We start from the raw sequence: 12,892 nt of genomic DNA, 5'->3' as shown, positions 1-12,892 counted from the left end.
AACAACGCCGGCAGCGCGGGCGGCGTAGACGCGAGTCATTCCTTACCGCCGTGACCGCACAGGGGCCGGGGGATGTCGGAAGTTGAGCGACCTCCCCCGCGGATACTTCAGCCTACCTTTCTACTTACGCCGTCAGTTGAGAAAACCATTTCTCCGGCGACCTCCCGCCCAAGCGAAGCCAATGTGAGCGCGCTGCGACGCCGCCATCAGTCCCAAGCCGAACCGGAAAAACGAAAGTCGCCAAGCGGTTCGTATTCCTCCCCCTGACAAGGTAGGAAATCTGACGGCCAAGGAGCTCTCATGCGACAGAGCACGCGGTAGCTAGAAGGTGCTCCTGGATTGACTCGAACCACCTCGACCACGGCCTGTGTGGCCCCAGCACCTTCGATCAACCGAGAGAAGTCAGAGGAGTAGTAGCGCGGCGCGTAGCCTACCAGTGAGACCGGCTGCCCGGTTCGGAGCAGAAGAGCGGTCGAATCATACTCGTTCTGCACATCCCTCAAAACAAACAGGCGCGATCCCTCGCTAAGGGAGGAGGTCAGCTCAGAAGTGACGCCGGGCAGGTGCCCGATTCCTCGAAGAAAGAAGTAGGCCTCGTAATCGCCGTCGGCCGTGGGGATCGGCAACGGCACCAGCTCAATGGAGTCGGTTGCACGCAGTCCGCCCGAACGAAAGAGCTCGTCGAACGCGTCGGCGTCCGAGTGAAGACCCATCCAGTGAAGATAGTCCTTCGACTCCGGCCGGCTGCGAGGCAATACCCTGTTCCTAAGTAAAGGGAAAAGAGTACTTGATTGGTATTCCGCCTCCAGCTCCTTCATAAGCCCGAATCCGGAAAATCCCGCAATGCACTGCGCGCCCTTGGTATATCGCAGTCTAAAAGTTAGCCCGTCGTACTGCACACGAGCGACTGGATACCAGCGACTAGCTTGAGGGTCTTTACCTGCTACAAAAATCGTTTTCATGTCATGCCGCCTACAATCCGGCTCTTGTTAATCAGCATCATCTCCACAGCAAACCTACGAGAGACCGCTGATATCCACTCATCCGGAACACGCTCGAGCAACTCTGTAAAGAAAGAATCCTCGAGTCGCTTCAACCTTTCGACCCACAACCTAGCATCGGGCTCACACCGTTTCGCCATCTCTTGGAAAGCTTCCAGCGTTGTCAGCCTGTCCCCCGCATTCCCGTAGATCTGACTCTTGGCTCTCAGACAATAAGCCAACATGTCGCCATTGGGATTAGTAGACGACAGGCGCGCGTTACAGGTCTTCTCCGTCTCGTTGCGACCCAAGCTTGACGCGTGGTCGAACGTACGGGCAAGGCGCAGCTCAGGCGGAGTTCCTGGCAGCGCAATCATGGCCCAGTTTTCTTCATGACGGTCTTGGTTCCCAATCAACGCATCTAACATCAGATAGCCACACATAACACCCAACGGTGTCATAGACTGAGACGGCGGAACCCATCCTATTGGGAGTCCGAGTTGAACTTTGTGAAAAACGGCGACTATGCGACGAATCGTGTGGTATTGCCGACGCTCTTGAGCCGCCATTCGCTCGCCAGTTGAGACACCCGTGATGATCTCGTTGCCATGGATGAGGCGGGCTCCGTTAGGGACAAAGTTTGAGGTCCTTACGCCTTGGGCCTGTCCGCAAATTGCCAAGTCGTAGGCAGCGTGGGGCATCCCCAATGCGCTCGCAACTTCGGCCGCGACCACCTCTGCCCAGTTTTCTCCTGTTCCAGGCCGACCTTGCTTGAAGAGAGATGCGTCATCGTCGTACCAAAATTTTGCCTTGGTTCCTAGCGCCTCATAGAGTCCTGCGCTCCCCTCGTCAACCGACACAACGGAAAATTTGACCACGACAGACCTGCGTCAGAAGAGAAGCCGGGAGAGAGCCGAGGCGGCGTTTAGCCCGCCATGCTGGCTGTCCCCGCCACTACTAGCAAGGGTGAAGGTGTACCTATCGTCAGATCGGAAAACAAGCTTGGGATGCTTGCCTTGGTTGGTGATCTCGAATCCCAAGTCTTCGAACTCCTTTTTCACCTTAGACTCCATCCTGACGTATCCACGCAACGCCTCCTTGATTCGGGCCTTAGCTTGGGAAGCGAATTCATCTTCAACGTTATTATCGAGAATCGCCTTGATCAGATCCCTCCGTCTGGTATCTCCACTTGTCGACTCGTAGTACTCCGCAAACACTCTAAGGACCATCGCGGAGATTTCGTTTGGATAGAGATCTCGCTCTTGGCCAACACTCAGCGCCAGCCCATCCTCTAGGGGATGACGCGCCTCATACATTCGCACTTCAGCAGCGAGGCGCGCGATCTCTCGTTCGGCGTCTGCCAGCTTCAAAGCCTGGGCTTCCAGTTCTCCGTCGAACACTTTGGCGTACTCGTCGATTGCCAGGCTTTCTCGACCTTTGAGCACTTCGATCTCTTGCTTAGCAAGCGTCTCCTGAACCGCCGCAAAAGTGCAGCGATCAAGCGGACGGCGATTGACCAGAGCCATACGGACCTCGTCAACAACTGCGTCTAATAGGGCAGATCTACTGGCGTAGTCGGCGTGCCTGATTTGAGTGCGACGACCATCTCCGCCAGGCCAGTAAATTCCAACCGTGCCCCCAAACGCGTTCTGACCCCCGACCTTATCTCGCAGTGCGACCGAGTAGTGGCGGTCTGGCTCGACCAAAACATGAGCCATGCCCGCCAGCTTGCGTGCCAGATTCGCACTATCAACCTTCGGTTGCCCATTGAATCCACTGCTTACATAGACAACCGGCAGCCGGTTGTGCCCCTTCCCGGTGATGAAGGCAATCACCGCGGGCAGATCCTGAGCGCTAACGGTCAGCGGGACTTCGCCCACTTCGAGTCGGTCGTCCCATCCGCCACCAAGTCGGTCAAGGATGAGACGTACGAACACTGGCTTCTTTGCAGACGGCACCACGACAGAGGGATTAGCCGCTTCGCAGAAGACTCGGATGGCAACGACAGGTGTCAGCTCGGGACCTTCAGAGAAGGTTACCAAACTAGTCCAATGAAGCTGACCATCCTCTCTGTGATATCTGACACTTGAAGCCGAGCCTCCCGACTGTTCAACGCGCAAACTGAGCACGCTTTCGGTGCCAGCATCTAGACTGACACGGCCAGAGCCCTTGATTGCTTCAAGCGCCTGTGAACTAAACTCCGTGTGAGGAGAACCGGAAATCCATTCCTGCACCACTGCTAGGAAGCAGGCTGCGGTGGTGCCGGCCCGCACGGGAAAGTCAGTCGCAAAAGAAAGCATACGCACACCCTCGCTTAGGGTGACGACCGTGCGGAGCCACGCCGGCACAGGCCGCCACGTTGCACTTATCACGCACTTACGAAAAAGCCGGCTCAAGGCCGGCTTTCGCAAAACCTTGAAGAATCAAGGTTATATTGGTGGGCGGTACAGGGATCGAACCTGTGACCCTTGCCGTGTGAAGGCAATGCTCTACCGCTGAGCTAACCGCCCGGTGTGTTGCTGAGCCGCTCATTATAGGGGCTTTTCAGAGGCCGTCAACCGTTTTTCACATTCGTGTTCACAGGCATTTCGAGGGACGCAGCCGGGCATGGCCCGGCGCTACCGAGGGCGGCAATCCGCGCGCCGTTACATCGTATGCGTCGGCTTGTCCGAACTGGTCAGGCCGGCCAGCAGGGTCTCGATCTTGTGGCGCACGCCCTCGCCTTCGGCGCCATCGGCCAGCTGCACGCCGATGCCGGCGGTACGGTTGCCCTGCGCACCGGCCGGGGTCACCCAGATCACCTTGCCGGCCACCGGCAGGCGTTCGCTGGAATCGGGCAGGGTCAGCAGCAGGAACACCTCGTCGCCCAGGAAGTAGCGCTTGGGCGTGGGCACGAAGATGCCACCGTTCTTCACGAACGGCATGTACGCGCTGTACAGCGCGGCTTTGTCCTTCACGGCCAGGGACAGGATGCCCTGGCGGGCGTTGCTGGCACTCATCGATTTCCCCTTGCGGCAGGCCGCTCGTTCACCTTGTTCCAGGCCAGTAGCAACTCGACCACGGCAAGGTCTGCACGCACCGTGGTGCGCAGCAGGTCGCGGGTGCGGTTGGCAGCGTCGAACCAGGCTGCAAGCTTGTGCAATCGCTCCGGCGTGGTCAAGGCATCGGTGCTGGCCTGGGCCAGCGCCAGGTCGGCGGCGAAGCGCAGGCGCAGCGCCGCGTTGTCATCACCGCACCACTTCTGCGCCAGCTCCACCGCGCCGGTCTTGCCGGCGGCCAGCTGTTCCAGCTCGCGGCCCACTTCGCGGCGCAGGCTCAGGCCATCTTCGCGCAGCCAGTTGTCGGCCTGGCCGGGGTGGCCGCGCGCCGCGTCCAGCGCTTCGCGTGCCGATGCTTCGCTGTGGCCCTGCTGCTGCAGCCAGGCCAGCGCTTCGTGCTGCGGCGGCAACTTGAATTCCAGGCGCTGGCAGCGGCTGCGGATGGTCTGCGGCAGGCGTGCCGGGTCGCTGCTGATCAACCACAGATAGCGGCCGGGCTGCGGCTCTTCCAGCGTCTTCAGCAGCGCGTTGGCCGCCGAGCGGTTGATCGCATCGGCCGGGTCGACGATCACCACCTGCGCCACGCCGTACTGCGGGGTCAGCGCCAGCTTGTCGGTGATCTCGCGCACCTGCTCGATGACGATCTCGGTGCGCAGCTTGTCGCCGCTCTTGTTCGGAATGAAGCTGACCAGCTGCAGGTCAGGATGGGTGCCGGCGGCGATCAGCTGGCGCGTGCGCATGGCATGCGCGGCATCGCCGCGCGCCAGCACGTGGTCGGCCAGGGCCAACGCCACCTCGCGCTTGCCCAGCCCGGCCGGGCCGCAGATCAGCAGGCCATGGCCGAGTCGATCAGCATCGAGTGCGGCCACGGTCTGATCGAAGGCGCGCTGCTGCCAGGGTGAGAACGTACTCATGCGCCCTCCCCGCTCTGCAGCCAGCGCTCGACCTGCGCGACCACATCGGCCGCTACACGCGCCTGCACCTGGCCGGCGTCGATCAGCGCGAAGCGCTGCGGGTCCTGCTGCGCGCGGCTGCGGAACACTTCGCGCACGCGCTGGAAGAAATCATCCTGTTCGCTCTCGATGCGGTCTGGCCACAGGTCGCGGCCATTGGCGCGCGCGCGGCCCACTGCCACGTCCACGTCCAGCAGCAGGGTCAGGCCCGGCAGCAGGCCCACCGCGCGTCGTTCCAGATCGGCAATCCACTGCGGATCGAGGCCGCGGCCACCGCCCTGGTAGGCATAGCTGGAATCGGTGAAGCGATCGCTCAGCACATAGGCGCCGCGCTGCAGTGCCGGCTGGATCACCTGGCGCACATGCTGCGCACGTGCAGCGAACACCAGCAGCAGCTCGGCTTCGGCGCTGAGCGGCTCGGCGGCGATCTCGGCATCGGGTTTCAGCACCAGGCCACGGATGCGCTCGGCCAGCGGCGTACCGCCCGGCTCGCGGCTCAGCACCACCTCATGACCGTGGCTGCGCAGGCAGTCACGGATGGCATTGATGGCGGTGGTTTTGCCTGCGCCCTCGCCGCCTTCCAGGCTGACGAAACGCGGGTGGCGAAGCAGCGCGGGACTCATTGCGCCGGGGTCTCCTTGGTACGTTGCTGGCGCAGCTGCTGCAGGTAGCGGGCCACTGCGGCATTGTGCTGGTCCAGGCTGGGCGAGAACACGTGCGCGCCACTGCCATCGCCCACGGCGACGAAGTACAGCGCGTCGCCCGCTGCGGGTTGCGCGGCCGCCATCAGCGCATCGCGGCTGGGCATGGCGATCGGGGTCGGGGTCAGGCCGGCGCGGGTATAGGTGTTGTAGGGCGTATCGGTGGTCAGGTCGCGGCGGCGGATGTTGCCGTCATACGCAGCACCGATGCCGTAGATCACGGTCGGGTCGGTCTGCAGGCGCATGCCGATCTTCAGGCGGCGCATGAACACGCCGGCGATCTGCGGGCGCTCGCTGGCCAGCGCGGTTTCCTTCTCGATGATCGAGGCCATCGTCAGCAGTTCGTAGGGCGTGTTGATCGGCAGGTCCGGCGCACGGCTTTCCCAGGCTTCATCCAGTGCGTCCTGCATTGCGGCGTGAGCACGCTTGAGCACATCCAGATCGCTGTCGCCACGCTGGTAGACGTAGGTCTCCGGCAGGAAGCGGCCTTCCGGATGCTGGCCACCGAAGCCGAGGCGCTGCATCAACGCGGCGTCATCGAGGTTGTCGGTGGTGTGCAGCAGCGGCTCGGCGCGCTTGAGCGCGGCACGCAACTGGCGGATGTTCCAGCCTTCAATGATCGTGACGCGGTGCTGCAGCACCTTGCCGGCGCGCATGCGCAGCAGCAGATCACGCGGGGTCAGGTCGTTGCTGAGCGCGTACTCACCCACCTTCAGTTTGCCGGCCGCATCGAGCTGGCGCGCCAGCAGCTGCCACTGCGCGTCCTGGCCCTCGTCCACGCCGGCGTCGCGCAGCTTGCGCAGCACCGTGTTCATGCCGTCGCCACTGGCGATGACCACGCTTTCGGCGGACGGGGTAATCGGAGCGTCGGCGAACCGGGTCTGCTGGTAGAAGAACCACGCGCCCGCGCCGGCCACGACGGCGGCCAGCACCACCACCAGCGTTACCACGAACAGACACCCGCGCTTGGCTCCCGCCATGGACTACCTCTGAACTCGATTCCGTCGTGCAGGATACCGTGCCGGTGGATTGGGGTCATGACCGGGGGCATGCGCCTGTGCCGACCGACGGTCGGCACCCACCCGAACAATGGCACCCACCGGTACCGGTAGTGCCGGCCGCTGGCCGGCAATCGCGCGGATCATGGGTGCATGAGGTTGCCGGCCAGCGGCCGGCACTACCGGAATACGCCTACCCCTGCTGGCCCAGCGCGCGTAGCAGGCCGCGGGCCTTGGCGCAGGTCTCGTCCAGTTCCTTGTCCGGGTCCGAGTCGACCACGATGCCGGCGCCGGTGCGGAAGCTCACCTCGTGGCCATCCACTTCGGCGGTGCGGATCAGGATGTTCAGGTCCAGGTCGCCATCGCGGTTCAGCCAGCCGAACGCGCCGGTGTAGGCACCACGCGGCACCTGCTCCAGCTCGCTGATGATCTGCATGCAGCGCACCTTCGGGCAGCCGGTGATGGTGCCGCCGGGGAAGGTGGCGGCGATCACCTCGCCGGGGGTGACCTCCGGGCGCAGATGGCCGCTGACGTTGCTGACGATGTGATGCACGTGCGCGTAGCTCTCCACGGTCATCAGCTCATCGACCACCACGGTGCCGGGCAGGCAGATGCGGCCCAGGTCGTTGCGTTCCAGGTCGATCAGCATCACGTGCTCGGCACGCTCCTTGGGGTGACCGACCAGCTCCTGGATGCGCGCGGCATCATCATCCCCCTCGAAGCGCGGACGCGTGCCGGCAATCGGGCGGGTCTGCGCGTGGCCGGCATGCACCGACACCAGCCGTTCCGGCGAGGAACTGACCACATGGCGGCCGTGCGCGCTGAACAGGCCGGCGAACGGTGCCGGGTTGGCACGGCGCAGCTGCGCGTACAGCGCCTGCGGACTGACCGGCGCGGCGAACTGCGCGCTCCAGCGCCGCGACAGGTTCACCTGGAACACATCGCCGGCACGCAGGTACTCGATCACCCGGCGCACACCGTCGGTGAAGCGCTGCGGCGCATCCTCGCCCACCGACTGCGGCGGCTGCCAGCCCTGCCCGGCTTCGGGCAGCACGGCCGAGGCCAGTGCCACCAGCGCATCCAGCAACGCCTGCTCACCGGCTTCGGCGATGACGAAGCTGGCCTCGTTGTGGTGGTCGTGCAGCACCGCGGCCGGGCAGCGCAGCGCCAGCGCGGTCGGGCGGCCGTCCTCGCGTGCGCGCGCCGGCAGCACCGGTTCTATCTGGCTGGCCACTTCGTAGTCCAGCATCAACGCCCAACCGCCGCGGAACGGCAGGCTGTGGCTGCCGTCATGCGGCAGGCGTTCCTGCTGCCAGGCGCGGTCGAGCACCTGCAGGAAGCTGCCGGCCTGCACCGCGTCGTGCTGGTCGCGCACCTGGCCATCGGCATCCAGCCGCAGGCTATCGCCCTGCGCCGCCAGCAGCAGGCTCCAGCGGCCCTGGGCGGTGCCCGAGGCGGTGGATTCCATCAGCAGCGGGAAGCGTGCCGGGTCGTGCTGCTGCAGGGCCAGCAGATCGATCGGGTGCGGCAGCGGGTGGATCAGCGGTGCGTGGGTCATGGCGGCCAGTTCGGGGATTCAGATGCACGGAAGCCGCCTTGCGGCGGCCTCCTCGTGCGTAGAGTCGAGCTTGCTCGACTGTGTTGCACGTTCAGTCGAGCATGGCTCGACTCTACACAAGGGCGGAGTCGAGCAAGCTCGACTCTACAACGTCGGTCAGACGCGCTTGAAGATCAGCGTGCCGTTGGTGCCGCCGAAGCCAAAGCCATTGGACATCACCACGTCGACCTTGGCCTGGCGTGCTTCATTGGGCACGTAGTCCAGGTCGCAGCCTTCGCCCGGCTGCTGCAGGTTGATGGTCGGCGGGATGACGTTGTCCTGCAGCGCCATCACCGAGAAGATCGCTTCCACGCCGCCGGCGGCACCCAGCAGGTGGCCGGTCATCGACTTGGTGGAGCTGACCATCATCTTGTAGGCGTGGTCGCCGAAGGCGGTCTTCATCGCCATGGTCTCGCCCAGGTCGCCCAGCGGCGTGGAGGTGCCGTGCGCGTTGAGGTAGCCCACCTGTTCCGGGGTCACGCCGGCGTCCTTCATGGCCATGACCATGCAGCGCGCGGCGCCTTCGCCGTTCTCGCTCGGTGCGGTCATGTGGTACGCGTCGGAGCTGGCACCGAAGCCGGCCAGTTCGCAGTAGATCTTCGCGCCACGTGCCTTGGCGTGCTCATACTCTTCCAGGATCAGGATGCCGGCGCCGTCGCCCAGCACGAAGCCGTCACGGTCCTTGTCCCACGGGCGCGAGGCCTGTTCCGGGGCGTCGTTGCGGGTGCTCATGGCCTTCATCGCGCAGAAGCCGCCCAGTGCGGTCGGCGACGAGCCACGCTCGGCACCACCGACCACCATCACGTCGGCATCGCCGTACTGGATCATGCGCATGGCGGTGCCGATCGAATGGTTCGAGGTCGCGCACGCAGACACCGCCGAGAACGACGGGCCCTTCAGGCCGGTGATGATGCTCAGCTGGCCCGGCAGCATGTTGATGATGGTCTTGGGCACGTAGAAGGGCGAGATCTTCTTGCCCTCGTGGAACTCGATGGTCTGCTCTTCGATGCCGAGCAGGCCGCCGATGCCGGCACCGACGATGGCGCCGATGCGCTCGGCATTGGCGTCGGTGATTTCCAGGCCCGAGTCGTGCAGGGCCATGAACGAGGCACCGAGGCCGTAATGGATGAACGGGTCCATCTTCTTGGCATCCTTGCCGCTGACCCGGAACTTGCCGAACAGTTCATTGTCGGCGGTGATGTCGAATCCCTTGACCTCACCTGCAATCTTGGTGGTGAACCGATCCAGATAGGCATCAGAAACGTTGGTCAGCGGACCGATGCCCGAACGACCCTGGGTGATGCCTTCCCAGCTGCTGGCCAGATCATTGCCCAACGGCGAGACGATACCCAGGCCGGTTACGACGACGCGACGCTTCATTGCTGATTCTCCTGGCCCGGATGATTTCAACGGGCAACTCGGTTTGCTTCGGTGTGATGCTCAAACACACGGGGCCGCAACAGCGGCCCCATGGGGTGCGGTGCGCGGCGAGCGTGAGCCCGCGCGCGCACTGCCGTCTGACATCAGGCCTTGACGTGGGCCTTGATGTAGTCGATGGCGGCCTGCACGGTGCTGATCTTCTCGGCTTCTTCGTCCGGGATCTCGCACTCGAATTCTTCTTCCAGGGCCATCACCAGCTCGACGGTGTCCAGCGAGTCAGCGCCCAGGTCATCGACGAACGATGCGCTGTTGGTGACTTCTTCTTCCTTGACGCCAAGCTGTTCGACGACGATTTTCTTGACGCGTTCTTCGATGGTGCTCATGGGATCTCGCTCCAGATGGAGTTGTGGTTCAAAAGTGGTCGCCATCAAAGGCGATGGCCGTGGGATAGTGTAGTGGAAACCGGCGCGGCCTTGCATCGCAGCAAAAACCTCCGCAGATCAACCACTTGCGGCGCAATCCCTGCGCCCCTTGCTTACGGCATGTACATGCCACCGTTCACATGGAGGGTTTCGCCGGTGATGTAACCGGCAGCCGGGCCGGCCAGGAAGGCCACCGCATGGGCGATGTCTTCCGGCGAACCCAGGCGTTCGAGGGCGATGTCGTTGATCAGCGCGGTACGCGCTTCTTCCGGCAACGCCTTGGTCATGTCGGTGTCGATGAAGCCGGGTGCGACAACATTGACGGTGACACCGCGCGAACCGATTTCCTTGGCCAGCGACTTGCTGAAGCCGATGATGCCGGCCTTGGCGGCAGCGTAGTTGGCCTGGCCGGCATTGCCGGTCACGCCCACCACCGATGCGATGTTGATGATGCGGCCCTTGCGCGCCTTCATCATGCCGCGCATCACCGCCTTGCTGGTGCGGAACACGCTGGTCAGGTTGGTGTCGATGATCGACGCCCAGTCCTCGTCCTTCATGCGCATCAGCAGGTTGTCGCGGGTGATGCCGGCATTGTTCACCAGGATCGAGATCGGGCCGAATTCCTTGGCGATGCCATCGAGCACACTGTCCAGCGCAGCTGCGTCGGTGACGTTCAGCGCGCGGCCGTGGCCACCGTGGGCGGCCAGGCGCTCACCGATCGCGGCGGCGCCGGATTCGGTGGTGGCGGTGCCGATGACGGTGGCGCCCTGGGCGGCCAGCAGATCGGCGATGGCGGCACCAATGCCACGGCTGGCGCCGGTGACCAGTGCGATTTCACCCTGCAGGGGCTTGCTCATGATGTTTTCCTCAGGCTGGGACGGCCGCCGTTCCCGTACCGCTTGCAGCGGCCACCGGTACGGTCGGCAGGAACAAGGGGGATCAGGCCGACCATGCCTCGCGGGCGGCTTCGAAGTCGCCTGGCGTGGCCAGCGAACGGCCGTCGATGGCCTTGTCGATACGCTTGACCAGACCGGTCAGCACCTTGCCCGGGCCGCACTCGGCGATCCGGGTGACGCCACGGCCAGCCAGCGCCTGCACGCACCCGGTCCACTGCACCGGCTGGTACAGCTGCTGGACCAGCGCGGTACGGATCGCGTCAATGCCGTCATGCACCTTGGCGTCGACGTTCTGCACCACCGGCAGCTGCGGCGCCTGCCAGGCCAGGCCGGCCATCACTTCGGCCAGGCGGTTGGCGGCTTCGCGCATCAACGGGGTGTGCGAGGGCACGCTCACGGCCAGCTTGACCGCCTTGCGCACGCCCTTCTCGGCCAGCAGCGCCAGCGCACGGTCGACCGCGTCGGCGTCGCCACCGATCACGATCTGGCCCGGCGAATTGAAGTTGGCCGGCACCACCACCTGGCTGCCTGCGGCTTCGGCGCAGACGTCCAGCACCAGCTGGTCTTCGGCGCCGAGCACGGCGGCCATGGCACCGACGCCGGCCGGTGCGGCTTCCTGCATCAGCTGGCCGCGCAGGCGCACCAGGTGCGCACCGTCATGCAGGCTCAGCGCGCCAGCGGCAACCAGGGCGGTGTACTCGCCCAGGCTGTGACCGGCCAGCACCGACGGGCGCGGACCGCCCACGGCGTTCCAGGCGCGCCACACGCCGATGCTTCCGGCCAGCAGGGCCGGCTGGGTGTATTCGGTGCGGTTGAGCATTTCCTCCGGGCCACCCTGGGACAGCGCCCACAGGTCCACGCCGGCACCATCGGATGCCTCGGTGAAGGCTTCACGCACCTGCGGGTGCAGTTCAGCCAGCTCGGCCACCATGCCCACAGACTGCGAGCCCTGGCCGGGGAAGACAAAAGCGAGGGTGGATACGGTCACGCGGTCATCCGCTTGTTGCAATCGAAGCGGGCCATGATAAGGGGGAACATGCCGTGTCGTCTGTACGTGCGCGTATGCACGCGTATGGTGGGCCAGCCGCGGAACGCCGCCGGGCATGGCCCGACGGACGCACAGTCAGCAGAACAGCTGCAGGACGTCCAGATCGCCGTCGGCGAGGAAATCCACGCACAGGCCCACCAGCATCAGCACGCCAGCGGTGCTGGCGCCATGGGCGATGAAGATGGAGTGGGCCAGCGCGCGCGCCGAGCGGCCCAGCTTCATGCAGACCCGGGCCAGGCTGCGCAGGCGGCCAGTGACCGCGTGCACGTGCTCGCGCACCGGCGCCTGCGCATCGCCCATCGCCTCGGCCATCATCGCCTGCAGGTGCTCGGGGCGGTCGGCGTAGTACTTGGCCACGCCATAGCCGAACATCAGCCAGTCGCGGGCCTGCGCTTCGGACAGATCCATCACTTCCAGCGGATCTTCCTCGAAGTCGATGAAACCGACCCTCTCGCCATCCCAGGTGAGATTGCGCGGCAACGGCTGGCCGAAATAGGCGCCGCGCGCATGCGCTGCGGCAATGGCCAGCATGGCCGCCATCACCAGGCGGTCGCGACCGGCCTCGTCGGCTTCGCGCAGGCAGGTATTGAACGAACTGCCGTTGTCGCCGATCACCAGCGCAGCATGGCCGGTGCCCAGCACATCGGGCACGTTCACGCCCTGCGCCTGCAGTTCTGCAAGGCGACGGGCTTCGGTTTCGCGCGCGGCGTCACCACCACGGTGCGGCGGCGGGCGCAGGGCATCCAGATGAAAACGACGGGCAACAAAATTGAGCAGGCCAAGGGCCAGCGCGCGGCTTCCCTTGCCGTACTGCTTCAGCCAGGCACGTTGCCCTTCGATGACGATGGGCTCAACCATGACAGGTCCTCCTTAAACGCG

13 protein-coding genes and 1 tRNA gene are annotated in these 12,892 nt (G+C 64.5%); all 14 read right to left on the bottom strand.

Going from position 1 to position 12,892, the window contains the following annotated elements; all coding sequences use genetic code 11:
* Positions 1–206 precede the first annotated feature (206 nt).
* Positions 207–962: an HIRAN domain-containing protein gene (locus tag ACZK3W_RS04820; RefSeq protein ID WP_478450516.1), complete on the bottom strand. Its 756-nt coding sequence runs from the start codon at positions 960–962 to the stop codon at positions 207–209.
* Positions 959–1,858: a HipA domain-containing protein gene (locus ACZK3W_RS04815; protein ID WP_478450515.1), complete on the bottom strand. Its 900-nt coding sequence runs from the start codon at positions 1,856–1,858 to the stop codon at positions 959–961. Before ACZK3W_RS04815 ends, ACZK3W_RS04820 begins: the two co-directional genes overlap by 4 nt.
* Positions 1,859–1,870: 12 nt before the next feature.
* Positions 1,871–3,280 (bottom strand): hypothetical protein, encoded by a 1,410-nt coding sequence (locus ACZK3W_RS04810; RefSeq protein ID WP_478450514.1) that lies wholly within the window; start codon positions 3,278–3,280, stop codon positions 1,871–1,873.
* 135 nt (positions 3,281–3,415) lie between these two features.
* Positions 3,416–3,490: transfer RNA gene (locus ACZK3W_RS04805), tRNA-Val, on the bottom strand.
* Positions 3,491–3,625: 135 nt separating this feature from the next.
* Positions 3,626–3,979, bottom strand: a complete 354-nt coding sequence (locus ACZK3W_RS04800) for a PilZ domain-containing protein (protein ID WP_004146965.1) — start codon at positions 3,977–3,979, stop codon at positions 3,626–3,628.
* Positions 3,976–4,932, bottom strand: a complete 957-nt coding sequence (locus ACZK3W_RS04795) for a DNA polymerase III subunit delta' (protein WP_164079917.1) — start codon at positions 4,930–4,932, stop codon at positions 3,976–3,978. The genes ACZK3W_RS04800 and ACZK3W_RS04795 overlap by 4 nt, the downstream gene beginning before the upstream one ends.
* Entirely contained in the window at positions 4,929–5,594 is a 666-nt protein-coding gene (gene tmk, locus ACZK3W_RS04790) for a dTMP kinase (protein WP_478450513.1), read from the bottom strand. Before tmk ends, ACZK3W_RS04795 begins: the two co-directional genes overlap by 4 nt.
* On the bottom strand, positions 5,591–6,652 hold the full coding sequence (gene mltG, locus ACZK3W_RS04785) for an endolytic transglycosylase MltG (RefSeq protein WP_317217318.1): 1,062 nt from the start codon (positions 6,650–6,652) through the stop codon (positions 5,591–5,593). Before mltG ends, tmk begins: the two co-directional genes overlap by 4 nt.
* 211 nt (positions 6,653–6,863) lie before the next feature.
* The gene (locus ACZK3W_RS04780) at positions 6,864–8,228 is read right to left on the bottom strand and encodes an aminodeoxychorismate synthase component I (protein WP_125895266.1); all 1,365 of its coding nucleotides are present in this window, start codon (positions 8,226–8,228) and stop codon (positions 6,864–6,866) included.
* Positions 8,229–8,384: 156 nt separating this feature from the next.
* Positions 8,385–9,647 carry a beta-ketoacyl-ACP synthase II gene (gene fabF, locus ACZK3W_RS04775; RefSeq protein WP_049463472.1) on the bottom strand — a complete coding sequence of 421 codons (1,263 nt, stop codon included), beginning with the start codon at positions 9,645–9,647 and terminating at the stop codon, positions 8,385–8,387.
* Between the two features lie 143 nt (positions 9,648–9,790).
* Positions 9,791–10,030 (bottom strand): acyl carrier protein, encoded by a 240-nt coding sequence (acpP, locus tag ACZK3W_RS04770; RefSeq protein ID WP_005415509.1) that lies wholly within the window; start codon positions 10,028–10,030, stop codon positions 9,791–9,793.
* Between the two features lie 152 nt (positions 10,031–10,182).
* On the bottom strand, positions 10,183–10,926 hold the full coding sequence (fabG, locus tag ACZK3W_RS04765) for a 3-oxoacyl-ACP reductase FabG (protein ID WP_004146899.1): 744 nt from the start codon (positions 10,924–10,926) through the stop codon (positions 10,183–10,185).
* Positions 10,927–11,008: 82 nt separating this feature from the next.
* A complete protein-coding gene (gene fabD / locus ACZK3W_RS04760; protein ID WP_125895268.1) occupies positions 11,009–11,953 on the bottom strand; it encodes an ACP S-malonyltransferase in 945 nt (314 codons plus the stop codon).
* A gap of 135 nt (positions 11,954–12,088) precedes the next feature.
* The gene (locus ACZK3W_RS04755) at positions 12,089–12,871 is read right to left on the bottom strand and encodes a BUD32 family EKC/KEOPS complex subunit (RefSeq protein WP_125895270.1); all 783 of its coding nucleotides are present in this window, start codon (positions 12,869–12,871) and stop codon (positions 12,089–12,091) included.
* Positions 12,872–12,892 lie beyond the last annotated feature (21 nt).

The sequence above is a fragment of the Stenotrophomonas sp. 80084_Sma genome, from assembly GCF_056481995.1.
Note: the sequence above shows the minus strand (reverse complement) of the source record. Positions and strands in the feature narration are given on the sequence as shown.

Excerpts from the sequence above, each read along its gene's own strand:
- tmk (WP_478450513.1), bottom strand. The coding sequence starts at position 5,594 with ATGAGTCCCGCGCTGCTTCGCCACCCGCGTTTCGTCAGCCTGGAAGGC.
- ACZK3W_RS04780 (WP_125895266.1), bottom strand. The coding sequence starts at position 8,228 with ATGACCCACGCACCGCTGATCCACCCGCTGCCGCACCCGATCGATCTG.
- ACZK3W_RS04795 (WP_164079917.1), bottom strand. The coding sequence starts at position 4,932 with ATGAGTACGTTCTCACCCTGGCAGCAGCGCGCCTTCGATCAGACCGTG.
- ACZK3W_RS04755 (WP_125895270.1), bottom strand. The coding sequence starts at position 12,871 with ATGGTTGAGCCCATCGTCATCGAAGGGCAACGTGCCTGGCTGAAGCAG.
- fabF (WP_049463472.1), bottom strand. The coding sequence starts at position 9,647 with ATGAAGCGTCGCGTCGTCGTAACCGGCCTGGGTATCGTCTCGCCGTTG.
- fabG (WP_004146899.1), bottom strand. The coding sequence starts at position 10,926 with ATGAGCAAGCCCCTGCAGGGTGAAATCGCACTGGTCACCGGCGCCAGC.
- mltG (WP_317217318.1), bottom strand. The coding sequence starts at position 6,652 with ATGGCGGGAGCCAAGCGCGGGTGTCTGTTCGTGGTAACGCTGGTGGTG.
- ACZK3W_RS04800 (WP_004146965.1), bottom strand. The coding sequence starts at position 3,979 with ATGAGTGCCAGCAACGCCCGCCAGGGCATCCTGTCCCTGGCCGTGAAG.
- ACZK3W_RS04820 (WP_478450516.1), bottom strand. The coding sequence starts at position 962 with ATGAAAACGATTTTTGTAGCAGGTAAAGACCCTCAAGCTAGTCGCTGG.
- ACZK3W_RS04810 (WP_478450514.1), bottom strand. The coding sequence starts at position 3,280 with ATGCTTTCTTTTGCGACTGACTTTCCCGTGCGGGCCGGCACCACCGCA.
- acpP (WP_005415509.1), bottom strand. The coding sequence starts at position 10,030 with ATGAGCACCATCGAAGAACGCGTCAAGAAAATCGTCGTCGAACAGCTT.